This is a genomic window from Cellulosimicrobium sp. CUA-896, from assembly GCF_001942335.1.
Lineage (GTDB): Bacteria > Actinomycetota > Actinomycetes > Actinomycetales > Cellulomonadaceae > Cellulosimicrobium.
The window spans coordinates 25,929-48,919 of record NZ_MKKH01000012.1 but is presented as its reverse complement, the minus strand read 5'-3'; the positions used below and the strand labels follow the sequence as shown (position 1 = coordinate 48,919).

The window sequence follows — 22,991 nt, the reverse complement described above, 5'->3', positions numbered from 1 at the left end:
AGAGAGGACTTCCGTGGAGCACAGGCGCCGCACGCTCGACGTCGGGCCAGGAGAGCACCTCCTGCTGCCCGCGTCGGCGCTCGACACGGTCGAGCGGCTGCAGATGTGGCGCACGTTCACGGGGCTCGCCGAGGACGAGGTGCTGCTCTCCCCGCTCTCGGCGACGCCGCTCCCGATGCCCTGGACCGTACCGGAGGGGCACCGCCGCTGGCCGGCGCTGCGCCCCGAGGCGATGTGGCACCCGCTCCTGTGGCTGCCCGGGCGGCTGCGGGCACCGAGCGTCCTGCGCGACCCCGCCACCGGGGAGGCGTGGGGCGAGACGTACGACGAGTGGACGCTGCGGGTCGTGCTGGAGCTGTCGGAGTCGAGCCCGGTCGTCATCGAGGGCCGCCGCTGGGTGCTGCTCCACGACCACGCCCACGGCCGGTTCGTGCGCGCCGCCGGCGCGGCGGACGACCACCTCCTGCCGCTCTTCGACGCGCGGACGGGCACGTGGCTCGACGTGCTGTCCACCGTCGGCCTCGACGTCGACGACCCGCACGACCTCGCCCGCGTCGAGGCGTGGCTCGCGGGCGAGGACGACGACGCCCTCGACGCGGTCGACCTCGACCGGTACCTGCGCGCCGAGGACCGCGACCCCACGTGGGCGCTCGACCGCGCCCACCGGCCGCTGGCCGGCGCCGACGGCACGCGGACCTACGTCGAGGACCTGCGCGACGCGTCGTCGGCGCTCGTCGCGCGCGAGCTGTCGGACCGCGCGGCCGAGCTGGCCGACGCGCACCTGCCCGCGCGCGAGCTGGGCCGCCGCGCCGGCACGCTCGCCCGCGTCGCCTCGACGCTGCTCTCGCCGCACGACGACGTCGCCGAGGACCTCGGCCTCGCGCTGGGCCTCGTCACGGCGAGCGCCGAGCGCGCCGCGACGCAGGCCCGTGCGCTCGGTGCGGTGGCGGACCTGCGCGCGCTGCTCGGCTCGGTCGTGGAGACGTCGTCCGTCGGGCTCGACCGGATCGCGCTGCGGGTCGAGATCGAGACCGCCGAGGTGCTCGGGCAGGTCGCGGCCCTCTCCGGCCCCGCGACGCTCTGAGCAGGGCGCGTCACGCCTCGCGCGGTGCGTGCTTCTCGAGGAACGCGTAGACCTCGGTCGCGTCGACGCCGGGGAACGCCCCGCTGGGCAGGGCCGAGAGCACGTGCTGGTGCATGCGGGCGCTCGGCCAGGAGGCGTCCTGCCAGCGCCCGGCGGCGTCGGGGGCCGGGCGGCGGCAGCAGCTCTCGTCCGGGCACCCGGACTGCCGACGCACGGTCGTGTCCCGTCCCCGGAACCACTTCGCGGACGCGAACGGCACGCCCACGGCGAGGGAGAACTCGCCGGTCGCCGTCGTGCCCGTCTGGGTCGAGCACCAGAACGTCCCCGCGGGGGTGTCCGTGTACTGGTACGACTCGGTCGCGCGGTCGCGCCGCGCGAGCGCCTCGCGCACGGCCCAGCGCCGGCACACGAGCTGGCCCTCGATCGCGCCCGTCGCATCGGCGGGCAGGGGCAGCCCGTCGTTCGCGTACCCGCGGAACAGCGCGCCGTCGTCACCCACGCGCAGGAAGTGCAGCGGGATGCCGAGGTGCACGGTCGCGAGGTTGGTGAACCGCTGGGCGGCCGCCTCGTGCGTGACGCCGAACGCGTCGCGCAGGTCCTCGACGGCGAGGTCCTTCTCGCGCTTGCGCCGCTCGAGGAAGTCGACGGCCGCGGACTGCGGGATGAGGCAGCACGCGGCGAAGTAGGTGATCTCGACGCGCTGGCGGAGGAACTCCGCGTACGAGCGCGGGCGCTCGTGCCCGAGCACGCGGTGGGCGATGGCCTGCAGCGCGAGCGAGCGCAGCCCGTGCCCGCCCGGGATCGAGGCGGGTGGCAGGTAGATGCGGCCGTGGCGCAGGTCGGTCACGGTCCGGGTCGAGTGCGGCAGATCGTCGACGTGCCAGATGGTGAACCCGAGCTGCTCCGCCATGCGCGAGACGGTCCGGTGCGTCAGCGCCCCGGACGTGTAGCCCGCCCGGCGGGCCATCGACTCGGCGAGCTCCTCGATCTCCGGGTAGTGGTTGTCGCGCGCCTGGCGCTCGAGGCGCAGCTCGGTGTTGGCCCGACGCGCCTCCTCCGGCGTCGCGATCGCCTCGGTCGCCCGTCGCTGCAGCTCGGCGTGCAGGCCGACGAGGTTCTCCAGGACCGGCAGCGGCAGCTTCTGGCTCGCGCGCACCGACGGCAGGCCGAGCGCGGCGAACAAGGGGCCGCGCTGCGCGCGGTCGAGCGCGATCTCGAGCGCGGCGCGGCGCGAGGGCGGCTCGTCGGTGAGCAGGTCCGGGACGGGGACGTCGAGCGCGCGGGCGATCTGGTGCAGCAGCGTCAGCCGCGGTTCGCGCCGGCCGTTCTCGATCATGGACAGCAGGCTGGGCGCCGCCCCGACGGCCTCACCGAGCGTGTCGAGGGTCAGACCGCGGGCGGTGCGGAAGTGCCGGACCCGTCGGCCCAGGGTGATGAGGTCGGCCTCGGGGTCCGCCGGGGCCGCCGCGTCGTCCGCCGCCGGCGCGCCGTGCGTCATGGCTTCACGGTACGTCAAGATCCGCTGATCTTCACGGTCGTACTGCTGGGAAAGTCACGCGTGGCGGCACGAGGCTGGGAACGAGGGACGCCCGGTCCCTCGTCTCTCGCCCACCCACCGCAGGGAGCCCGCCCCATGACCGCCACCGCGAACCCGCGCCGCACCCGCCTCGCCGCACTGCTCGACGACGTCGAGTCCGAGCTCGCGGAGCTGAGCGCCGCCCCGGCGGGCGGCGGAACCGTGCCCGACCCGCGTCCGCGCGACGCCCACGCGTGGGTGCGGGAGATCGCCGCGCTGACGGAGCCGGACGAGGTCGTCTGGTGCGACGGCTCGCCCGAGGAGAAGCAGCGGCTGATCCGGCTCATGGTCGGGACCGGGACCCTTCTCCCCCTCGACCCGGAGCGCGCCCGGGCAGCTACCTCGCGCGGTCGGACCCGGGCGACGTCGCGCGCGTCGAGTCCCGCACGTTCATCTGCTCGCGCGACGAGGCCGACGCCGGCCCGACGAACAACTGGCGCGAGCCGGGGGCGATGCGCGCCGAGCTGCGCGGCGTCTTCGCGGGGTCCATGCGCGGCCGGACGATGTACGTCGTCCCGTTCTCCATGGGACCCGTCGGCGGGCCCCTCTCCCAGGTGGGCGTCCAGGTCACCGACTCGCCGTACGTCGTCGTGAGCATGGGCGTCATGACCCGGGTCGGCCGCGAGGTCACGGACCTCGTCGCCGGCGGAGAGCCGTTCGTCCCGGCCGTGCACTCGGTCGGCGCGCCGCTGGTGGGCGGGCGTCCCGGGCGGGGCGACGACGTCGTGCGGCGCGACGACGTGCCGTGGCCGTGCAACGAGACGAAGTACATCGCCACTTCCCCGAGACGCGCGAGATCTGGTCGTACGGGTCGGGCTACGGCGGCAACGCGCTGCTGGGCAAGAAGTGCTTCGCGCTGCGCATCGCGTCCACCATGGCGCGCGACGAGGCTGGCTCGCCGAGCACATGCTCGTCATCCGCGCGACGTCGCCCGAGGGGCGCCGCTACCATCTCGCCGCGGCGTTCCCGTCGGCGTGCGGGAAGACGAACCTCGCGATGCTGCGCCCCGCGCTCCCAGGCTGGACGGTGGAGACGATCGGCGACGACATCGCGTGGCTGCGCACCGGTCCGGACGGGCGGCTGCGCGCCATCAACCCCGAGGCCGGCTTCTTCGGCGTCGCCCCGGGCACCGGCCCCGACACCAACCCGGCCGCGGTGGAGACGATCGCGCGCGACACCATCTTCACCAACGTGGCGCTCACCGACGACGGCGACGTGTGGTGGGAGGGTCTGACCCCCGAGCCGCCCGCCCACCTCGTCGACTGGACCGGTCGGGACTGGACGCCGGCCGACGGCGCGGCCGGGCGCCCCGCCGCGCACCCCAACTCGCGGTTCACCGTCGCGGCGGCGCAGTGCCCGACGATCGCGGACTCGTGGGACGACCCGGACGGCGTGCCGATCGACGCGATCGTCTTCGGCGGGCGGCGGGCGTCGAACGTGCCGCTCGTGGCGCAGGCCTACGGCTGGGAGCACGGCGTCTTCCTGGGAGCGACGATCTCGTCCGAGCGGACGGCCGCCGCCGAGGGCACGGTCGGCGAGCTGCGCCGGGACCCGTTCGCGATGCTGCCCTTCTGCGGCTACACCATGGCGGACCACTGGGCGCACTGGCTGCGCGTCGGCGCGTCGATGGACCCGGACCTGCGACCGAAGATCTTCCAGGTCAACTGGTTCCGCAAGGACGCCGACGGGCGGTTCCTGTGGCCGGGGTTCGGGGAGAACGCGCGCGTGCTCGCCTGGATCGCCGCGCAGGTCGACCGGGCGCACGGCGTGCGGACCGACTGCGGCGCGGTGACGAGCCCCGTCGGGCTGCTCCCGGCGCCGGGTGCGCTCGACGTCGAGGGCCTCGACCTGCCCGACGGCGCCCTCGACGCCCTCTTCGAGATCTCCCCCACGTCGTGGCTCGCCGAGACCGAGCTGACCGCGGAGTTCTTCGACACGTTCGGCGACCGCGTGCCCGACGCGCTGCGGGACCAGCTCGCGCGGCTCCGCGAGCGGCTCGAGGCCTGACCTGGCGCCGACCGACCCTTGTGGGCGGCTCCCGCGCGTCACTAGGGTCGGCGCCATGGTCGAACGCCGCCGCTGGCAGACCGAGGCCGACCGGCTCGGCAACGCCGACCCGTCCGACCCGACGGGCTGGTTCGAGCGGCTCTGGTCCGCCGCGGGCCGCGGGGACGTCGCCGTGCCGTGGGACCACGACGACCCGCACCCGGTGCTGGCGTCGTGGCTGGAGACGCGCGAGCCGCCCGCCGCGGGACGGTCCGCCGTCGTCGTCGGGTGCGGGCTGGGGGCCGACGCCGAGCACCTGTCCCGTCTCGGCTGGGCGACGACGGCGTTCGACGTCTCGCCCTCCGCGGTCGCCGCGGCACGCGCCCGCCATCCCGCTCGGCCGTGGCCTACGCCGTCGCCGACCTGCTCGACCTGCCGCCCGCGTGGGCCGGCGCGTTCGACCTGGTCGTCGAGATCTACACGGTGCAGGCGGTGAACCGGAGCGTCCGCGGCGCGCTCACCGCCGGGGTCCGCTCGCTCGTGGCACCGGGCGGCACCCTGCTCGTGATCCAGTCGGTCGCCCACGGCGACGACGACGGCGGGCCACCGTGGCTGCTGACCCGGGCGGAGATCGACGCCTTCGCCGCCGACGGGCTGGTGGCGGTGTCGGTCGACGAGCTGCCGGTCGAGGACCCTCCCGGCCGCCGTGGCCTCTGGCGCGCGGAGCTCCGCCGGGTCTGAGGAGCCGGCGGGCGTTGCGACGAACCCGGCCGCGGACCGTGTCGATCCGGGCCTGTCCCGTTCGACCTGTGGGTGAGAGGGTCGGAGGACCGGCCCGCCGACACGGGAGACGAACCATGAAGTACATGCTCATCATGCGCAGCACCGACGAGGGCGCCGCGGCGTTCGAGAACGTCTCGTTCGACGAGATGCTCGACGCGATGGGGCGCTTCAACGACGAGCTGATCCGCGCGGGCGTCCTGCTCGCCGCCGAGGGCCTCGACGACGCGAGCAAGGGCGTCGTCGTCGACTTCTCGACCGAGACCCCCGTGGTCACCGACGGCCCGTACGGCGAGACCAAGGAGCTGTTCGGCGGCTACTACGTGCTCGACGTCGCGTCGCAGGAGGAGGCGGTCGAGTGGGCCAAGCGCCTGCCGATGGCGGGCCCGGGCACCAAGGTCGAGGTCCGCCGCGTGCCGACGATCGACGAGTTCCCGCAGGACAACGAGTGGATCCGCAAGGAGAGGGCGTGGCGCGAGTCGACGGGCCAGCTGTGACCTCGCCCGCGCGGCCGGTCACCCGCGGCGGCCGGGAGGACGAGCCCGGCCGCCGCGCCGTCGAGGCGGTGTGGCGCATCGAGTCCGCGCGGATCGTCGGAGCCCTCGCCCGGTACACGGGCGACGTCGCCCTCGCCGAGGACCTCGCGCAGGAGGCGCTCGCGGAGGCGCTCGTCTCGTGGCCCCGGGACGGCGTCCCGACGAACCCGTCGGGCTGGCTGCTCACCGTGGGCCGTCGGCGGGCGATCGACGCCTTCCGCCGGCGCGCCGCGCTCGACGAGCGGTACGCCGCCCTCGCCCGCGGCCTGGACGAGGGCGGCACCACGACGGGCGGGCCGCCCGCGGGCACCGAGGACGTCGACGTCCTGGGAGACCCCGACCGGATGGACGACGACGTGCTCGCCCTCGTGCTCGTCGCGTGCCACCCGGTGCTCTCGCGCGAGGCGCAGGTCGCCCTGACGCTGCGCGTCGTCGGCGGACTGTCCAGCGACGAGATCGCGCGCGCGTTCCTCGTCCCGACGGCGACCGTGCAGGCGCGGATCACCCGGGCCAAGAGGACGCTGGCCGCCGCGGGCGTCCCGTTCGCCGTCCCGCCGCGCGAGGAGCGGCGCGAGCGCCTCGCCGGCGTGCTCGCCGTGCTGTACGTGATCTTCACGGAGGGCTCGACGGCCACGTCGGGGGACGAGTGGCTGCGTCCGGACCTCGCGCACGAGGCGACCCGGCTCGCGCTCGTGCTCGTCGGGCTCGTCCCCGACGAGCCGGAGGCGCACGCCCTCCTGGCGCTGCTCGAGCTCACCGCGGCGCGCTTCGGTGCGCGGACCGGTCCCGACGGCGAGCCCGTGCTGCTCGCGGACCAGGACCGGCGGCGATGGGACCGGTCGGCGATCCGGCGCGGCCGCGCGGCGCTCGCCCGCGCCGACGCCCTCGGTCGCGGCCGCGGCGCGTACGGGTTGCAGGCGGCGGTCGCCGAGTGCCACGCCGTCGCGCCGTCGGTGGCCGAGACCGACTGGGACCGCGTGGTGCTGCTCTACGAGGCGCTGGGCCGGCTGGCGCCGTCGCCCGTCGTCGACCTCAACCGGGCCGTGGCCGTGTCGATGGCGCAGGGCCCGGAGGCGGCGCTGCGGATCGTCGACGAGCTCGTGGCGACCGACCGCCTCTCCGGGTTCCACCTGCTGCCGAGCGTCCGCGCGGAGCTGCTCGGCCGGCTCGGCCGCACCGACGAGGCCCGCGCGGAGTACGAGCTCGCCGTGCGCCTGTGCCCGAACCCGCGCGAGCGCGACCTGCTGCGCCGCAAGTCCGCGGCGCTGCGCCCCTGAGGCTCCCGGGTCCCCGGCCTCCGGTCAGCGCGCGGTCAGTCCGCGGCGCTGTACGGCTTCCCCGGCCAGTACGCCCACTCCTCGAAGTGCGACACGCGCCCGTCGGCGGCGAACCGCAGGAGCCACAGGTCGCGGTACTCCTGCTCGCGCGGGGCGGTGTAGCGCACCTCGAGGCGCACGACCGCGGCGTCGGCCTCGACCGCCACGGGCCCCGCGGTCACGGTGAAGGACGCGTCCTCGTCGACGGTCCAGAAGCCGCGGATCGCGTCGTGCCCGTGCAGCGGCTCCTCGTCGTAGGGCGAGCGCAGGTACGTCGCGTCCTCGGTGAAGAGCCGCTCGACCGCCGACGCGTCGCTCGCCCGCCACGCCGACTCGTACGCACCGACCCATGCCGTCACCGTCTGCCGGTCGAGGTCCATCCGGGTCTCCTCTCGCGCGGGGTTCCCAGCGTGCGCCACGAGACGGGGCCTCGCACCCGCGCCTGACGGGATAATCGACGCCGTGAGCTCCTCCCCCGACCCCGGCACCGACTGGCGCCCGCACGTCGCCGACCCGTCCGCACGCCCGGCGTCGACCCTGCCGCACGTCGTGTTCTTCGAGCCGCGCATCCCCGGGAACACCGGCAACGCCATCCGCCTCGCCGCGGTGACCGGGTCCCGGCTGCACCTCGTGGAACCGCTCGGGTTCGAGATGGACGAGCCGCGGCTGCGTCGCGCCGGCCTGGACTACCACGACCTCGCCGCGGTCGAGGTGCACGCCGACCTCGACGCCGCGCTCGCCACGCTTCCCGGCCGGGTCTTCGCGTTCACGACGCGCGCGACGACGTCGTACGCCGACGTCGACTACCGCCCCGACGACGTCCTGCTGTTCGGCCCCGAGCCGACGGGCCTGCCCGACGACGTCCTCGCGCACCCGCGCGTCACGGACCAGCTCAAGATCCCCATGCTGACCGGCCGCCGGTCGCTCAACCTCACGAGCGCGGCGTCGATCGCGGTCTACGAGGCCTGGCGGCAGGCAGGGTTCGCGGGCGGCGCCTGAGCCGAGCCTCGGCGCACGAGAACGGGGTTGGTGCCGTCATCCGGCGGATGACGGCACCAACCCCGTGGTCGGCGGTCGGACGAGCGAGATCGGCGGTCAGACGAGGTCGCGGACCGCCGCGTACTGCTCGCGGATCGCCGGGACCGGCTCCGCCTCGGACACGGTGCCCGACGACGCGGCCCAGGTTGGCGGGGGCACCTCGCCACCGCTCGTGCCGGTGCTCGTCGCGCCGTCGCCGGCCCCGGTCGCCCGGTGCGCGGCGAGGACCCACGCGGCCTGGCGCGCGGCGCCGTCGGCCACGTACTCGCCGGGCTCGGGCACCGTCACGGGCAGCCCGAGCACCTGCGGCGCGATGCGTCGCACCGCCTCGGACTGCGCTCCCCCGCCGATGAGCTGCACGCGCTCGACCCGCACGCCCAGGGCGCGCAGGGCGTCGAGCCCGTCGGCGAGGCCGCACAGCATCCCCTCGACGAACGCGCGCGCGAGGTGCTCGGGCGTCGTCGTGCCGAGGCGGATCCCGTGCAGCGTCCCCGACGCGTCGGGGCGGTTCGGCATCCGCTCGCCCTCGAGATAGGGCACGAGCACGAGCCCGTCCGCGCCGGCGGGCGCAGCGAGCGCGAGCCGCGAGAGCTCCGCGTGGTCGACGCCGAGCACCGAGCGCGCCGCGTCGAGCACGCGGCTCGCGTTGAGCGTCACGGCGAGGAGCAGGTACCGGCCCGTCGCGTCGGAGAACCCGTTGACGAGTCCCGACCCGTCGGCCGTGCGGTCGTCGGCGACGGCGGACACGACGCCCGACGTCCCGATCGACACCGCGACGTCGCCCGCGACCATGCCGAGGCCGAGCGCGGCGCCGGCGTTGTCCCCCGCGCCCGGGCCGAGCAGCGCACCGCCCTCGACGGCGGACCCCGCCACCGTCGGGTGCGCGACGCCTGCGACCGCCGACGGCGCGACGACGCGCGGCAGCACGACGTCGGTGCGCCCGAACGCGAGCTCGAGCAGGTCGAGGCGGTAGCCGCCCCGCCCGTCGGCGTGGCCCTCACCCTCGCCGTCGCCGGCTCCCGTCGTCGCCCGCGTCGCGTCCCAGTACCCCGTCCCGGAGGCGTCGGACGCGTCGGTGACGAGCGCGTCCAGGTCGGGACCGAGCGGGGCCGTCGGAGAGCCCTTCGGGCCGTACCCGGCGATGCGCCACGTCAGCCAGTCGTGCGGCAGCGCGACCGCCGCGACGCGCGCGGCGTTCTCCGGCTCCGCGTCGCGCAGCCAGCGCAGCTTCGTGACCGTGAGCGAGGCGACGGGCACCGAGCCGATCGCGTCGGCCCAGGCCTGGGCGCCGCGCTCGTCGTCGCCGTCGCCGAGCTCGCGGACGAGGTCGCGCGCCGCCTTGGCGGACCGGGTGTCGTTCCACAGCAGCGCCGGCCGGACCACGTGGCCGTCGGCGTCGAGCGCGACCATCCCGTGCTGCTGCCCGCCGACGGCGAGCGCGGCGACGTCGTCCAGACCGCCGGCCGCCGCGACCGCGGCGCCGAGGGCCTCCCACCACGCGTCCGGGTGGACCTCCGTGCCGTCGGGGTGCTTCGCCGAGCCGAAGCGCCGCAGCGCCCCCGTCCGAGCGTCACGCACGACGACCTTGCAGGACTGCGTGGACGTGTCGACGCCGGCGACCAGCACGCGCTGGCCGCCGGCGTCGGCCGTCCCGGAAGGGCTCGCCACGTCAGCCGATGAGGTGCTCGAGCGCGAGCTGGTTGAGGCGCACGAAGCCGAAGTCGCGGTTCGCCGCGGCGTCGACGTCGAAGTCCTCGTACGCGCTGCGGTCCGCGAGCAGGTCGGCCACCGACTCGCCGGCGGCGAGCGTCGGCTGCCCGAGCTCGAAGACGCCGGAGTGGGCGAACGCCTCCTGGACGCGGCTGTCGGCGCGGTACGCGGCGGCCTTGCGCGCGAGGAGGCGGTAGGTCTCCATGTTGGCGCGCGCGGAGTCCCACACGCCGACCTCGTTCTCGGTGCGCGACGGCTTGTAGTCGAAGTGCCGCGGGCCGGTGTAGCGCGGGCCGCCGTTCGGGAAGCCGTTCTCCAGCAGGTCGACCGTGAAGAACGCCGACAGCAGGTCGCCGTGGCCGAACACGAGGTCCTGGTCGTACTTGATCGAGCGCTGGCCGTTGAGGTCGATGTGGAAGAGCTTGCCGGCCCACAGCGCCTGCGCGAGGCCGTGCGTGTAGTTCAGGCCCGCCATCTGCTCGTGGCCCGTCTCCGGGTTGAGGCCCACGATGTCGCCGTTGTCGAGCTTGGCGATGAGGCCGAGCGCGTGGCCGATCGTCGGGAGGAAGATGTCGCCGCGGGGCTCGTTCGGCTTCGGCTCGAGGGCGATCTTGAGGTCGTAGCCCTTCTCCTTGATGTACGCCGCGGTCAGGTCGAGGCCCTCGGCGTACCGCTCGTGCGCGGAGTTCAGGTCCTTGGCGCCGTCGTACTCGGTGCCCTCGCGCCCGCCCCACATGACGAACGTCTTCGCGCCGAGCTCGGCGGTGAGGTCGACGTTGCGCAGCACCTTGCGCAGCGCGTAGCGGCGCACGCCGCGGTCGTTCGACGTGAGACCGCCGTCCTTGAACACGGGGTGGCTGAACAGGTTCGTCGTCACCATCTCGATGACGAGGCCGGTCTCCTCCGCGGCCTTGCGCACGGCGCCGAGACGCTTCGTGCGCTCGGCGTCGTCGGAGCCGAAGGGCACCACGTCGTCGTCGTGGAACGTGAAGCCCCACGCGCCCACCTCGGCGAGGCGCCGCACGGAGTCGGCCGGGTCCAGCTCGGGGCGGCTCGCGCTGCCGAACTGGTCCTGCGCGGTCCAGCCCACGGTCCACAGACCGAAGGAGAAGTTGATGTCCTGCGTCGGCTCGTCGGCCACGGTGGTCTCCTCGTCCTCGAGAATCTCGTCGGATGGCGCGACGGTCGCGCCCCCTTTTTGTCGTACGGCTGAACTTATGCGCCAGGATCGGTAGGGTCAAGGCGTGAACCGCGCCGCAGCGACCCGCACGGGTCAGTCCGCAGCCCGGCAGGCGTCGCTCCGCGAGCACAACCTCGCGCTCGTCGCCCGCGCCGTGCTCGAGTCCCCCGCGCCCTGCTCGCGCGCCGACATCGCCGCGGCCAGCGGGCTCACCCGCGCGACCGTCTCGACGCTCGTCGACCGGCTCGTCGCGGCCCGGATCGTCGCCGAGCTGCCTCCGCTCGCCCCGCAGCGCGCGGGCCGCCCGGCCGTGCCCCTCGCTCCCGCGCCGCGGACGGTCGTCGGCCTGGGCCTGGAGGTCAACGTCGACCACCTCGGCGGGCGCGTGCTCGACCTGACGGGCGCCGTCGTCGCCGAGCACGTCGAGCCGGACGACCTGCACGACAGCGACCCGGACCTCGTCCTCGCCCGGCTCGGACGCATCGCCCGGGACCTGGTGGACACGGTGACCGCCGACGGCATGACGGTCGCCGGCGCGACGCTCGCGCTGCCCGGCCTCGTCGACGTGCGGACCGGCGGCCTGGTCGTCGCGCCGAACCTCGGCTGGACGCGCCTCGACCCGGTCCCCTCCCTCGGCCTCGACGACGGCACGCCGCACGGCGTCCCCGTCACGGTCGCCAACGAGGCCAAGCTCGCGGCGCTCGCCCAGTCGGGGCGCACCGTGGTGCCCGGCGCCGGGAGCGCGCCGGCCGCCCCGACGTCGTACCTGTACGTGTCCGGCGACGTCGGGATCGGCTCCGCGATCGTCGTGGACCGGCGCCTCTTCCACGGCGGGCACGGCTGGGCGGGCGAGATCGGCCACGTCGTCGTCGACCCGCGCGGCCCGCGCTGCCGCTGCGGCGCGACGGGGTGCCTCGAGCAGTACGCCGGCAAGGACGCCCTGCTGCGCGGAGCCGGCCTCGCCACGACCGCCGAGACGTCGGACCTCGTCGCCGCGCTCGACGCCGGGCGCCCGACGCGCTCGCGGCCGTCGCCCTCGCGGGCCGGGCGCTCGGGAGCGCGCTGGCCGACTACGTCAACCTCGTCGACATCGAGACGGTGCTCCTCGGCGGCATCTACCCGCCGCTGCTGGCGCACCTGCGCGGCCCCGTCGAGGCCGAGCTGCGCGACCGCGTGCTCGCCGCGCCGTGGGCCGACGTCCGGGTGGACGCGGCGCCCGTCGGCGACCACGCCGCGATGACGGGCGGCGCGCGCGAGGTGCTGCGCCGCGTCGTCGAGCACCCCGCGGCGTGGGTCGAGGGCGACTGACGGGCTCAGTCCGGCGGCGCACCGCCGACGGCCTCGACGACGTCGGCGAGGTCCGCGCCCGCGCGCAGCAGGGCGACCGAGCGCCGGGCGACCCGCTCCAGACGCTCGCGCAGGACCCCGTCGGCACGCTCCACGCCGGACGCGCCGTCGAACGCGGCGAGCAGGTCGCGGACCGCCGGCACCGGGTGGCCGGCAGAGCGCAGGGCCACCACGACGCGGGCCCGGGCGACGACCGGCGGCGGGTAGCGGCGCACGCGCTGCGACGTCACACGTTCCGGGGCCAGCAGCCCTTCGGCCTCCCAGAACCGCAGCGTCGACATCCGGACGCCGAGCGCCTCGGCGAGCTGAGTGATCGTCATCGCGTCGCCGTCGGCCCCGGCTCCGGCTCCGGCTCCGGCTCCGGCTCCGGCCAGGGGAACCGGCCCGGCCGACCCGGGCACCGTGGACTCCGCGCGGATCGCCCGCAGCGCCTCCTGCGCGCGCAGCACCTCCTCGCGCTCGCGCGCGAGCGCGACGTGCAGTCCGGCGACGGACGCCGCCGCCCCGTCGAGGGTCCCGTGCCACAGGGTCGCGAGGAGCCGCCGCGCCACGACCGGCCCGGCGGCGGCCGCGACGCCCCGGTAGGCGCGCAGCGCGGCGACGTGCACGGGCGTGAAGGCACGGTGGCCCGACGCCGAGCGCGCGGCGGGAGGGACGACGCCGAGGCGCTCGAGGTCGCGCACCTGCTGGAGCGAGTACCCGGTCGCACGGGCGACGTCGACGGTGCGGAGCGGCGGCCCCGATGCACGCCCCGATGGAGACCTCTCGCGCGCGGTCATCAGCGATCGCCTCGGTCGACCCCACGCGAGCACTTCAACGTCATGCTCGAAGTATGGACAGGGAGCAGATCATCGGCACGGTCCGGACGTTCGACGGGGCGCTCGTCCTCCTGCCCGGACCCGGCAGCGGCGCGCCCGAGCTCGCGTGGGGCGACGCGTTCTTCTACCACGCACCCGACGGCACGGTCCCGGAGCGCGAGCAGCCGTACGGCACCGTCGTCACCAAGGACTACCCCGGCGACGACGCGTGCGACCTCGACCCCGCCGGGCGGTGGCGGGTCAACGTCCACGTCGACCGCGCGACGTTCCGCGACCTGCTCGGGGCCGAGCCCCGCGACGTCGTGCTGCCGCCGAACCTCACGGCCGCCGACGTCGTCGTCCCCCACCCCGCCTACGCCGCCCAGGCTGGGTCGCCGTCGTGAACCCCGGCGAGCGGACCGGTGCCCTCGTGCTGCGGCTCCTGCGGGAGGCGCACGCCGCGTCCCGCGCCCGCCACGAGCGGCGAGGGTCGCTGCGCGTGCAGCCGCCGCAGGACTGACGGGGCGCGCCCGTCCGTGCGCCTCGGTACCCCTCGGTACCCGTCAGCTCAGTACCCGTCAGCGCCCGCCCGGCGCCGGCGCCGTGCTCGCGCGCCGGACGAGGCGGGTGGGCACGAGGCGCGTCCCCGTCTCGTGCACACCCTCGCGGACCTGGCGCAGCACCTGCGCGACGCAGCGCCGCCCGACCTCCGCGAAGTCCTGGTGGACGGTCGTGAGCGGCGGCAGGAACTCGCCCGACTCGGGCAGGTCGTCGAACCCGACCACGCTCACGTCCTCGGGCACGCGACGCCCCGCGTCGTGCAGCGCGCGCAGGAGCCCCAGCGCCATCTGGTCGTTGGCGACGAACACCGCGGTGCAGTCGGCGCGCCCGGCGAGCCGGCGCCCCGCCTCGTACCCGGACGCGGCGGACCAGTCGCCGTGCTCGACGGGCGGCACGGCACGGCCCGCGGCCTCCAGCGTCCGGCGCCACGCGTCCGCTCGCCGCTCGGCGGCGAACGAGTGCGCGGGCCCGGCGAGGTGGTGGACCGTGGCGTGGCCGAGGTCGAGCAGGTGCTCGACCGCCTGCCGGGAGCCGTCGGCCTGGTCGGTGTCCACGACCGCGTACCGGTCGCCGGCGTCGGAGTCCGCGACCACGACCTCGACGCCGGGCGGCAGGCTCACCTGCGCGACGTCGAGCAGGTGGACCTCCATGAGCAGGATGATCGCGTCGACCGCGAGCTCCCCGAGGCGCGTGAACGCCCCGTGGACGCCGTCCTGCGTCGGCGCCTCCACGGGGATGACGGTGATGGCGTACCCCTCGGCGGCGGCCGAGGCGGCGATCGCCTCGAGGGTGCGGACGTTGCCCGTCGTGCCGAGCGAGAACAGGATGACGCCGATGGTGCGGAAGCTCCCGCTCTTCAGCGCGCGCGCCGCGCTGTTCGGGCGGTAGCCGAGCTCCGCCATCGCGTCGAGCACGCGCGACCGCGTCGCCGCCACGACGCCGGGGTGCCCGTTCGACACCCGGGAGACCGTCTGCGCCGAGACCCCGGCGCGGCGCGCGACGTCGGCCATCGAGACCCGGCGCACGGGCAGCACCGGCGGCGTCCTCGTCACGACGGGCGCCGTGGTGGCGGGGACGTCCTCGTCGAGCCGGTCCGTCGTCGTCATCGTCCTCGTGGTCCTCCCTGCGAGCCTCGGTGCCCGCGAGCCGACCCCTCGTCCCGGGGCCTTCGCGTACGCCGGTCACCACCGTGGGACCGTCGGGACCACCGTACGTGATGTTTGCGCAAACATCGAGTGTCGTGCATGCTGATGTTTACGTAAACACCGGGCGACGACAGCGTCACCCGCCCCGAGGACGAGGAAGCAGCATGACGACGACGTCCCCACCCGTGGTGGTCTCCGACGTACCACCGGTCGACTCTTCCCGCCCGACCCGGCGCCGACGGCGCTCGTGGATCGGGTGGGGCTTCGTGGGCCCCTTCATGGCGGTCTTCGCGCTCGTCTTCCTCGCCCCGATCGCGTACTCGATCTACCTCAGCCTGTTCCGCACGCAGATGGTGGGCGGCACGCAGTTCGTCGGGTTCGACAACTACGCCCGGGCGTTCTCCGACCCGCAGTTCTGGTCGGGCGTCACGCGCGTCGGCCTCTTCCTGCTCGTCCAGGTGCCGATCATGCTCGGCATCGCGCTGCTGATCGCGCTCGCGATCGACAGCGGTCGCCTGTACGGCAAGAACTTCTTCCGCATCTCGATCTTCCTGCCCTACGCCGTTCCCGCCGTCGTCGCGACGCTCATGTGGGGCTTCATGTACGGCACGCGGTTCGGTCTCGTCGGGAACATCAACGACGCGCTCGGCACGTCGATCCCCAACCCGCTGTCCCCGGACTGGGTGCTCCTCGCGATCGGCAACATCGTGACCTGGGAGTTCGTCGGCTACAACATGCTCATCTTCTACTCGGCGCTGCGCGTCATCCCGACGTCGCTCTACGAGGCGGCCGAGCTCGACGGCGCGAGCCAGTGGCAGGTCGTGCGGGCCATCAAGATCCCCGCGATCCGCGGCTCGCTCGTCATCGCGACGATCTTCTCGATCATCGGCTCGTTCCAGCTCTTCAACGAGCCGAGCATCCTGCAGAGCCTGGCCCCGAACGCCATCACGACGTACTTCACCCCGAACCTGTACGCCTACTCGCTGTCGTTCTCCGGCCAGCAGTACAACTACTCGGCGACCGTCGCCATCATCATGGGCGTCCTCACGATGATCGTGGCCTACGTCGTCCAGCTGCGCGGCATGCGCAAGGAGGCCTGACCGTGTCTGCGACGACTCCCACCAGCCCGCACCCGTCCGCCGTGCCCGTCGTCGGGCCGCCGCCGCGCAAGCCCGTCCGGATGCGCTCGCGCGCGCCGCACAGCGTCGCCCGGCCCCGCCGCAGCACGCTGCTCACCGTCCTCAGCGGCGTCGTGCTCCTCTACTCGCTCGTCCCGCTGTTCTGGCTGGTCGTCAACGCGACGAAGACGCAGTCGAGCCTGTTCTCGTCCTTCGGCCTGTGGTTCAGCGGCGACTTCGCGCTGTTCGACAACATCGCCCGGACCGTGACCTACGACGACGGCATCTTCGGCCGCTGGTTCGTCAACACGGTCCTGTACGTCGTGCTCGGCGCCGGCGGTGCGACGTTCCTCGCCGTCCTCGGCGGCTACGCGCTGGCGAAGTTCACCTTCCCCGGCAAGCGGGGCGTCTTCGCGATCGTCATCGGCGCGGTCGCCGTGCCCGGCACGGCCCTCGCCGTCCCGACGTTCCTCATGTTCAGCCAGATGGGCCTGACGAACACGCCCTGGGCCGTGATCATCCCGTCGCTCATCTCGCCGTTCGGCCTCTACCTCATGTGGGTCTTCGCCGCCGAGGCGATCCCCACCGAGCTGCTTGAGGCGCCCGCGTCGACGGCTCGAGCGAGTTCCGCACGTTCTACCAGGTCTCCCTCCCGCTGCTCGCGCCGGGGATCGTCACCGTCCTGCTCTTCACGATGGTCGCGACGTGGAACAACTACTTCCTGCCGCTCATCATGCTCAAGGACCCGACGTGGTACCCGCTCACGCTCGGCCTGAACGCGTGGAACGCGCAGGCGGCGACGGCCGGCGGCGAGGCGATCTTCGACCTCGTCATCACCGGGTCGCTGCTGACGATCCTGCCGCTCGTCGTGGCCTTCCTCCTCCTCCAGCGCTACTGGCAGTCCGGCCTCGCGGCGGGCTCCGTCAAGGAGTGACCCGCGCCTCGGCGCACCCCACCCGCACCACCCATCCGTCTGACGACGAAGTGAGAGGAACACCCATGTCCATCCGCACCACCCGCACCCTGCGGGCCGTCGCCGCCACCGGCGTCGTCGCGCTCGGCCTGGCCGCCTGCTCCGGCGGCGGCGACTCCGGCTCGGACTCCGGCTCCGGCGGGTCCGCCGACGACGTCGCGGCCGCCCTCGAGGAGGGCGGCAGCCTGACCGTGTGGGCCTGGGAGCCCACGCTCGAGCAGGTCGTCGCCGACTTCGAGGCCGAGCACCCGGACGTCGACGTCGAGCTGGTCAACGCCGGCACCGGCAACGACCAGTACACCGCCCTGCAAAACGCGATCGCGGCCGGCCGGGGCGTGCCCGACGTCGCGCAGGTCGAGTACTACGCGCTGCCCCAGTTCGCGCTCTCGGAGTCGGTCGCGGACCTCTCGGCGTTCGGCGCCGACGAGCTCGACGGCACCTTCACCCCGGGCCCGTGGAGCTCCGTCCAGCAGGGCGAGGGCGTCTACGGCCTGCCGATGGACTCCGGCCCGATGGCGCTGTTCTACAACGAGGAGGTCTTCGCGCAGCACGGCGTCGAGGTGCCGACGACGTGGGACGGCTTCGTCGAGGCGGCGCGCGCCCTGCACGCCGCGGACCCGAACGTGTACATCACCAACGACACGGGCGACGCCGGCTTCACGACGTCGCTCATCTGGCAGGCCGGCGGCCAGCCGTTCCAGGTCGACGGCACGGACGTGACGGTCGACCTCGGTGACGAGGGCAGCACGCAGTTCGCCGAGACGTGGCAGACGCTCATCGACGAGGACCTCCTCGCGCCCGTCAGCTCGTGGAGCGACGAGTGGTACCAGGGTCTCGGCAACGGGACGATCGCGACGCTCGCGATCGGCGCGTGGATGCCGGCCAACCTCGAGTCCGGCGTGCCGGACGGCGCCGGCACGTGGCGCGTCGCGCCGCTCCCGCAGTGGGAGGAGGGCGCCTCCGCGAGCGCCGAGAACGGCGGCTCCGCGCTGTCCGTGCCGGCCGCGAGCGAGAACCAGGCGCTCGCCTACGCCTTCCTCGAGTACGCGAACGCCGGGGACGGCGTCCAGACGCGCGTCGACGGCGGCGCCTTCCCCGCCACGACGGCCGAGCTCGAGTCGGACGAGTTCCAGTCCTACGAGTCCGAGTACTTCGGCGGCCAGCAGATCAACGAGGTCCTCGCGGAGTCCGCGGCGAACGTCGTCGAGGGCTGGGAGTACCTGCCGTTCCAGGTGTACGCGAACTCGATCTTCAACGACACGGTGGGCCAGGCGTACGTCTCCGGCACGCCGCTGACCCAGGGCCTGCAGGACTGGCAGGACGCCTCCGTGGCCTACGGCCAGGAGCAGGGCTTCACCGTCAACGAGTGACGTCCGCCGGTGGCCGGGCCCCGCGCCCGGCCACCGGTCTCCGGTCACCGCCCGACGGCGCACGACGCCGTCGTCCGAGCACCATCCGAGGAGCACCTCTCGTGTCGAGCACCACCGACCGCCCGACGGCCACCGCCGACGGCCCCGTCCCCCACCGCTGGCTGCGGCGACCCGGCCCGCACGCCCGCCCCGGCGAGCCCGCGCACCCGGACCAGCACGCGCCGTCCGGCCTGTCGTACGGCGCGGACTACAACCCGGACCAGTGGCCGCGCGAGGTCTGGACCGAGGACGTGCGGCTCATGCGCGAGGCCGGCGTCACCGTGGTCTCGCTCGCGATCTTCTCCTGGGCGCGGATCCAGCCGACCGAGGACACGTGGGACTTCGCGTGGCTCGACGAGGTCATGGACCTGCTGCACGAGAACGGCATCACCGTCGACCTCGCCACCGCGACCGCCTCCCCGCCGCCGTGGCTCACGACGAAGCACCCCGAGGTCCTCCCGCAGACCCGGACGGGCGAGACCCTGTGGCCGGGCGCACGCCAGCAGTGGCGCCCGACGTCGCCCGTCTTCCGCGAGCACGCGCTGCGCCTCGTCGAACGCATGGCCGAGCGCTACGGCGACCACCCGGCGCTCGTGGCCTGGCACGTGTCGAACGAGCTCGGGTGCCACAACGTCTACGACTACAGCGAGAGCGCAGCCGACGCCTTTCGTACCTGGCTGCGCGGGCGGTACACGACCCTCGACGCGCTCAACGCCGCGTGGGGCACCGCGTTCTGGTCGCAGCGCTACAGCGACTGGGACCAGATCCTGCCGCCGCGCCTGACGACGTCGCACCCCAACCCGACGCAGCAGCTCGACTTCAAGCGGTTCTCGTCCGACGCGCTGCAGCAGTACCTGCGCGCCGAGGCCGCGATCCTGCGCCGCGCCACGCCCGACGTCCCCGTGACGACCAACTTCATGGTCATGGGCGAGACCAAGGGCATGGACTACGCCGCGTGGGCGGACGAGCTCGACTTCGTCTCCAACGACCACTACGTGCTGCCCGGGCCGCAGGCGCTCGACGAGCTGTCGTTCTCCGCGAACCTCACCGGCGGCATCGCCCGCCACCGCCCGTGGTTCCTCATGGAGCACTCGACGAGCGCGGTGAACTGGCAGCCCGTGAACGTGGCGAAGAAGCCAGGGGAGCTCGCCCGCGACTCGCTCACGCACGTCGCGCACGGCGCCGACGCGGTCTGCTACTTCCAGTGGCGCCAGTCCGCGGCGGGCGCGGAGAAGTACCACTCGGGCATGGTCCCCCACGCGGGCGAGCACTCGCGGCTGTTCCGCGACGTCGTCGCCCTCGGCGCGACGCTGCGCGACCTGGCGCCCGTCGCCGGCAGCGACCAGGCTCCCGCCCGCGCCGCGATCGTCTTCGACTGGGACTCGTGGTGGACGAGCGAGCTGGACTCGCACCCGACCGACCGCCTGCGGTACCGCCAGGAGGCGCTCGACTGGTACTCGGCGTTCCTCGCGCTCGGCGTGCGGGCCGACGTCGTGCCGGTCGCGGCCGACCTCACGGGCTACGACGTCGTCGTGGCGCCGGTGCTGCACGTCGTCCCGGCCGCGCTGCGCGACCGGCTCACCGCCTTCGTCGAGGGCGGCGGGCACCTCGTGACGACGTACTTCTCGGGCGTCGTGGACCAGGACGACCACGCCTGGCTCGGCGGCTACCCGGGCGCCCTGCGCGACCTGCTCGGCGTCCGCGTCGAGGAGTTCGCGCCGCTGCTCGACGGCGAGTCCGTGACGGTGGAGGTCGACGGCGCTCAGCTCGAGGCCACGACGTGGGCGGAGCCGGTCGACGTCGTCGACCCGGCCGTCGAGGTGGTCGGCTGGTACAAGACCGGGGAGCAGGCGGGTCGCGCGGCGATCACGCGCCGTCCCGTGACGACGGGCGCCGGCACCGGCTCCGCGGCCTACGTCTCGACACGCCTCGGCCGCGAGGGCCTCGCGCCCGTGCTCGGCCGGCTGCTCGAGGACGCCGGCGTGCGCAGCGAGCTGCCCGCGGCGGCGCGCGGCCTCGTCGAGCTGGCCGTCCGGACGGACGGCAGCGAGGAGTTCTGGTTCCTCGTCAACCGCACCGCGCAGCCCGTCGAGGTGCCCGACGTCGCGGGCGACGTCCTCCTCGGGCGTCGCCTGACGCCCTCGGGCCCGGGCGACGGTGCGCTCCTGCTCGACCCGCGCGGCGTGGCGGTCGTCCGCCGCCCCGCCGAGACCACGCCGAGGTAGAACCCCCGGCCTCGAGGTAGAGCCCGCCGCGCTCTACCTCGGGGCCGAAGGTTCTACCTCGCGGTCGGACCTCTCGAACCCCGCGGGATCCCCCGCACCCGATGGCACCCCCCATCGGTTCGCAGCGACGCGAAGGAGGTGGCTCAGCGATGAGCCCCACACCGGACGTGCGAGAGCACGACGACACGACGCGGGGTGCCCCACCCCGTCGATCGCTGGGCGCACGGCTCGGCGCAGGGATCGGGGCGGGCGCGCTCGTCGCGGGCTGCGCCCTCGGGGCCGTCCCCGCCCAGGCCGCACCCGCCGGGCCGCTCGGCGCCCTCGGCACGCCGTCGGCGGCGGCCGCCGCCGTCGACGACGACGTCCCCGGCGTCACGGTGACGCCCGACCCCTCGTACGCCGGCGCCCCGTTCGAGGGCTGGGGCACGAGCCTCGTGTGGTTCGCCAACGCGACGGGCGACTACCCCGACGAGATCCGCGAGCGGCTCGCGGACATGGTCTTCGGCGACGAGGGCCTCAACCTCAACATCGCGCGCTACAACGTCGGCGGCGGCAACGCCCCCGACGTCCCGCCGTACCTGCGGGCGGGCGGCGCGTCGACGGCTGGTGGAAGGCGCCGGAGGGCACCACGCGCGAGGACGTCGACTGGTGGGACCCGGAGAACCCGGACCACTGGGACCCCGACGCGGACGCCACGCAGCGGTGGTGGGTCGACCGCATCAAGGACGAGGTCACGCACTGGGAGACGTTCAGCAACTCCCCGCCGTGGTTCATGACCGTCAGCGGCTACGTCTCGGGCGGGTTCGACGCGAACGCCGACCAGCTGAAGACGGAGAGCATCGACGACTTCGCGGCGTACATGGTGGGCGTCACCGAGCGTCTCGAGGAGGCGCACGGCATCGACGTCGACACGATCGACCCGTTCAACGAGCCGAACACGAACTACTGGGGCACCCAGCTCGGTGCCGACGGCAACCCGACCGGCGGCCGCCAGGAGGGCGCCCACATGGGCCCCGAGCTGCAGCAGCAGGTCATCCCGGCGCTGGCGTCCGCGCTCGAGGGCTCGACGACCGACGCCGTGATCTCGGCGATGGACGAGACCAACCCGGGCACGTTCGCGCGCAACTGGAACTCCTACCCGCAGTCGGTGCGCGACCAGGTCGCCCAGCTCAACGTCCACACGTACGGCACGGGCCAGCGCACCACGGTCCGCGACATCGCCAAGGGCGAGGACAAGCCGCTGTGGATGAGCGAGGTCGGCGGCAACTGGAGCTCGACGGGGCAGGACTTCGAGACCATGGAGTCCGGTCTCGGCAGCGCGCAGCACATCGTCGACGACCTGCGCGAGCTCGAGCCGAACGCCTGGGTGTTCTGGCAGCCGGTCGAGGACTACACCAACATGGCGCCGGGCGGCGAGAGCGCGGACGGCATGAACTGGGGCGAGATCCAGATCCCGTTCGACTGCACGGCCGAGGACACGCTCGAGACGTGCCCCATCTACACGAACACGAAGTACTGGGCGACCCAGAACTTCACGCACTACATCGAGCCGGGCGACCGCCTGGTCCGCTCCGACGACGCGAGCAGCACGGCCGCGATCTCGGAGGACGACTCCACGGCGACCGTCGTGCACGTCAACGCCACGACGGACGAGCGCGCGGTCACGCTCGACCTGTCGAAGTTCGGTGCGGTCGGGTCCGATGCGACCGTCACCCCCGTCGTCACGAGCACGGCCGGCTACCTCGTGGAGGGCGAGCCGGTCGCGTCGCGCACGAAGCCTCGGGTCCGAGCGCCACGCTCACGGTGCCCGCGGAGTCCGTGACGACGTTCGTCGTCCACGGCGTCTCGGGTGTCGCCGACGACGCGGCGCTCGTCCAGGACGGCCACGTCTACCGGATCGACGGCGTGCAGTCGGACCGCTCGCTCGCGCCGGCCGCGTCCGGCGACGGCCTCGTCGTGCGCACGGACGCACCCGTGGCCGAGCAGGCGTGGGAGCTGACGGCGCTCGGCGCTCCCGAGGGCGCGGGCACGAACCGCACCCGGTACGCCGTGACGAACGCGGCGACGGGCGAGCAGCTCTCCGTCACCGAGGACACCTCGGCCGCGCTCGTCGAGGCCCCGGCGGACGTCGCGGACACCCCGCTCGCCGCGCAGTGGATCCTGTCCACGACCGGCGACGGCACGTCCACGTTCGTCAACGCCTCGTCGAA

At 74.3% G+C, this 22,991-nt stretch carries 19 protein-coding genes and 5 pseudogenes; 18 read left to right on the top strand and 6 right to left on the bottom strand.

What is annotated here, in order from left to right; all coding sequences use genetic code 11:
• Positions 1-13: 13 nt before the first annotated feature.
• Positions 14-1,084, top strand: coding sequence for a hypothetical protein (locus BJF88_RS05695; protein ID WP_075828090.1), 1,071 nt, complete (start codon positions 14-16; stop codon positions 1,082-1,084).
• A gap of 10 nt (positions 1,085-1,094) precedes the next feature.
• Here the strand turns inward: BJF88_RS05695 and BJF88_RS05690 are convergent, their stop codons facing one another.
• Complete coding sequence (locus BJF88_RS05690; protein ID WP_075828089.1) at positions 1,095-2,582, bottom strand: XRE family transcriptional regulator; 1,488 nt, start codon at positions 2,580-2,582, stop codon at positions 1,095-1,097.
• Positions 2,583-2,717: 135 nt separating this feature from the next.
• Between BJF88_RS05690 and BJF88_RS23115 the strand changes: the two are divergent.
• The 7 genes and pseudogenes from BJF88_RS23115 to BJF88_RS05670 form a co-directional block, all read left to right on the top strand.
• Positions 2,718-2,972 (top strand): annotated as a pseudogene (locus BJF88_RS23115) (phosphoenolpyruvate carboxykinase); the annotation flags it as partial.
• Positions 2,855-3,483: pseudogene (locus BJF88_RS23110) on the top strand (hypothetical protein); the annotation flags it as partial. The pseudogenes BJF88_RS23115 and BJF88_RS23110, both read left to right, overlap by 118 nt.
• Positions 3,484-3,566: 83 nt before the next feature.
• Entirely contained in the window at positions 3,567-4,667 is a 1,101-nt protein-coding gene (locus BJF88_RS23105; protein WP_369824493.1) for a phosphoenolpyruvate carboxykinase (GTP), read from the top strand.
• Positions 4,668-4,722: 55 nt separating this feature from the next.
• Entirely contained in the window at positions 4,723-5,142 is a 420-nt protein-coding gene (locus tag BJF88_RS21340; protein ID WP_255371789.1) for a methyltransferase domain-containing protein, read from the top strand.
• A complete protein-coding gene (locus tag BJF88_RS21335; protein ID WP_255371788.1) occupies positions 5,139-5,387 on the top strand; it encodes a hypothetical protein in 249 nt (82 codons plus the stop codon). The genes BJF88_RS21340 and BJF88_RS21335 overlap by 4 nt, the downstream gene beginning before the upstream one ends.
• Positions 5,388-5,503: 116 nt before the next feature.
• A complete protein-coding gene (locus BJF88_RS05675) occupies positions 5,504-5,923 on the top strand; it encodes a YciI family protein (protein ID WP_075828088.1) in 420 nt (139 codons plus the stop codon).
• A gap of 68 nt (positions 5,924-5,991) precedes the next feature.
• Entirely contained in the window at positions 5,992-7,239 is a 1,248-nt protein-coding gene (locus BJF88_RS05670) for an RNA polymerase sigma factor (protein ID WP_255371797.1), read from the top strand.
• A gap of 35 nt (positions 7,240-7,274) precedes the next feature.
• Here BJF88_RS05670 and BJF88_RS05665 read toward each other — a convergent pair whose 3' ends face one another.
• On the bottom strand, positions 7,275-7,658 hold the full coding sequence (locus BJF88_RS05665) for a nuclear transport factor 2 family protein (protein WP_075828086.1): 384 nt from the start codon (positions 7,656-7,658) through the stop codon (positions 7,275-7,277).
• Positions 7,659-7,815: 157 nt separating this feature from the next.
• Here BJF88_RS05665 and BJF88_RS05660 point away from each other — a divergent pair, with 157 nt between their 5' ends.
• Positions 7,816-8,277: a tRNA (cytidine(34)-2'-O)-methyltransferase gene (locus tag BJF88_RS05660; RefSeq protein WP_075828112.1), complete on the top strand. Its 462-nt coding sequence runs from the start codon at positions 7,816-7,818 to the stop codon at positions 8,275-8,277.
• Between the two features lie 96 nt (positions 8,278-8,373).
• On the opposite strand, the gene BJF88_RS05655 is transcribed toward BJF88_RS05660, so the two are convergent.
• Both BJF88_RS05655 and xylA read right to left on the bottom strand, forming a co-directional pair.
• Positions 8,374-9,984 carry a xylulokinase gene (locus BJF88_RS05655; RefSeq protein WP_255371787.1) on the bottom strand — a complete coding sequence of 537 codons (1,611 nt, stop codon included), beginning with the start codon at positions 9,982-9,984 and terminating at the stop codon, positions 8,374-8,376.
• Between the two features lies 1 nt (position 9,985).
• Complete coding sequence (xylA, locus tag BJF88_RS05650) at positions 9,986-11,167, bottom strand: xylose isomerase (protein ID WP_075828085.1); 1,182 nt, start codon at positions 11,165-11,167, stop codon at positions 9,986-9,988.
• 103 nt (positions 11,168-11,270) lie between these two features.
• Between xylA and BJF88_RS05645 the strand changes: the two genes are divergently transcribed.
• A complete protein-coding gene (locus BJF88_RS05645) occupies positions 11,271-12,446 on the top strand; it encodes an ROK family transcriptional regulator (RefSeq protein WP_255371786.1) in 1,176 nt (391 codons plus the stop codon).
• Between the two features lie 73 nt (positions 12,447-12,519).
• Here the strand turns inward: BJF88_RS05645 and BJF88_RS05640 are convergent, their stop codons facing one another.
• On the bottom strand, positions 12,520-13,332 hold the full coding sequence (locus BJF88_RS05640; protein WP_075828084.1) for a MerR family transcriptional regulator: 813 nt from the start codon (positions 13,330-13,332) through the stop codon (positions 12,520-12,522).
• Here BJF88_RS05640 and BJF88_RS23100 point away from each other — a divergent pair.
• Positions 13,296-13,870, top strand: a pseudogene (locus tag BJF88_RS23100) (DUF6194 family protein). The gene BJF88_RS05640 and the pseudogene BJF88_RS23100 overlap by 37 nt on opposite strands.
• Before the next feature lie 58 nt (positions 13,871-13,928).
• Here the strand turns inward: BJF88_RS23100 and BJF88_RS05630 are convergent.
• Positions 13,929-15,017: a LacI family DNA-binding transcriptional regulator gene (locus BJF88_RS05630; RefSeq protein ID WP_083648892.1), complete on the bottom strand. Its 1,089-nt coding sequence runs from the start codon at positions 15,015-15,017 to the stop codon at positions 13,929-13,931.
• 203 nt (positions 15,018-15,220) lie between these two features.
• Between BJF88_RS05630 and BJF88_RS05625 the strand changes: the two genes are divergently transcribed.
• From BJF88_RS05625 to BJF88_RS23095, 7 genes and pseudogenes are all read left to right on the top strand, one after another.
• Positions 15,221-16,156: a carbohydrate ABC transporter permease gene (locus tag BJF88_RS05625; RefSeq protein ID WP_083648891.1), complete on the top strand. Its 936-nt coding sequence runs from the start codon at positions 15,221-15,223 to the stop codon at positions 16,154-16,156.
• Positions 16,157-16,236: 80 nt separating this feature from the next.
• Positions 16,237-17,108 (top strand): annotated as a pseudogene (locus tag BJF88_RS05620) (carbohydrate ABC transporter permease).
• 65 nt (positions 17,109-17,173) lie between these two features.
• Entirely contained in the window at positions 17,174-18,517 is a 1,344-nt protein-coding gene (locus tag BJF88_RS05615) for a sugar ABC transporter substrate-binding protein (RefSeq protein WP_075828083.1), read from the top strand.
• A gap of 101 nt (positions 18,518-18,618) precedes the next feature.
• On the top strand, positions 18,619-20,781 hold the full coding sequence (locus tag BJF88_RS05610; protein ID WP_255371784.1) for a beta-galactosidase: 2,163 nt from the start codon (positions 18,619-18,621) through the stop codon (positions 20,779-20,781).
• Between the two features lie 149 nt (positions 20,782-20,930).
• Positions 20,931-21,557 (top strand): hypothetical protein, encoded by a 627-nt coding sequence (locus BJF88_RS21330; protein WP_255371799.1) that lies wholly within the window; start codon positions 20,931-20,933, stop codon positions 21,555-21,557.
• Entirely contained in the window at positions 21,500-22,603 is a 1,104-nt protein-coding gene (locus BJF88_RS20265) for a glycoside hydrolase (RefSeq protein WP_255371796.1), read from the top strand. Before BJF88_RS21330 ends, BJF88_RS20265 begins: the two co-directional genes overlap by 58 nt.
• Positions 22,585-22,989: pseudogene (locus BJF88_RS23095) on the top strand (RICIN domain-containing protein); the annotation flags it as partial. The gene BJF88_RS20265 and the pseudogene BJF88_RS23095, both read left to right, overlap by 19 nt.
• Between the last annotated feature and the right edge of the window lie 2 nt (positions 22,990-22,991).

Excerpts from the sequence above, each read along its gene's own strand:
- BJF88_RS05690 (WP_075828089.1), bottom strand. The coding sequence starts at position 2,582 with ATGACGCACGGCGCGCCGGCGGCGGACGACGCGGCGGCCCCGGCGGAC.
- BJF88_RS23105 (WP_369824493.1), top strand. The coding sequence starts at position 3,567 with ATGCTCGTCATCCGCGCGACGTCGCCCGAGGGGCGCCGCTACCATCTC.
- BJF88_RS21340 (WP_255371789.1), top strand. The coding sequence starts at position 4,723 with ATGGTCGAACGCCGCCGCTGGCAGACCGAGGCCGACCGGCTCGGCAAC.
- BJF88_RS05675 (WP_075828088.1), top strand. The coding sequence starts at position 5,504 with ATGAAGTACATGCTCATCATGCGCAGCACCGACGAGGGCGCCGCGGCG.
- BJF88_RS05665 (WP_075828086.1), bottom strand. The coding sequence starts at position 7,658 with ATGGACCTCGACCGGCAGACGGTGACGGCATGGGTCGGTGCGTACGAG.
- BJF88_RS05640 (WP_075828084.1), bottom strand. The coding sequence starts at position 13,332 with ATGACCGCGCGCGAGAGGTCTCCATCGGGGCGTGCATCGGGGCCGCCG.
- BJF88_RS05630 (WP_083648892.1), bottom strand. The coding sequence starts at position 15,017 with ATGACGACGACGGACCGGCTCGACGAGGACGTCCCCGCCACCACGGCG.
- BJF88_RS05625 (WP_083648891.1), top strand. The coding sequence starts at position 15,221 with ATGACGACGACGTCCCCACCCGTGGTGGTCTCCGACGTACCACCGGTC.
- BJF88_RS05615 (WP_075828083.1), top strand. The coding sequence starts at position 17,174 with ATGTCCATCCGCACCACCCGCACCCTGCGGGCCGTCGCCGCCACCGGC.
- BJF88_RS21330 (WP_255371799.1), top strand. The coding sequence starts at position 20,931 with ATGAGCCCCACACCGGACGTGCGAGAGCACGACGACACGACGCGGGGT.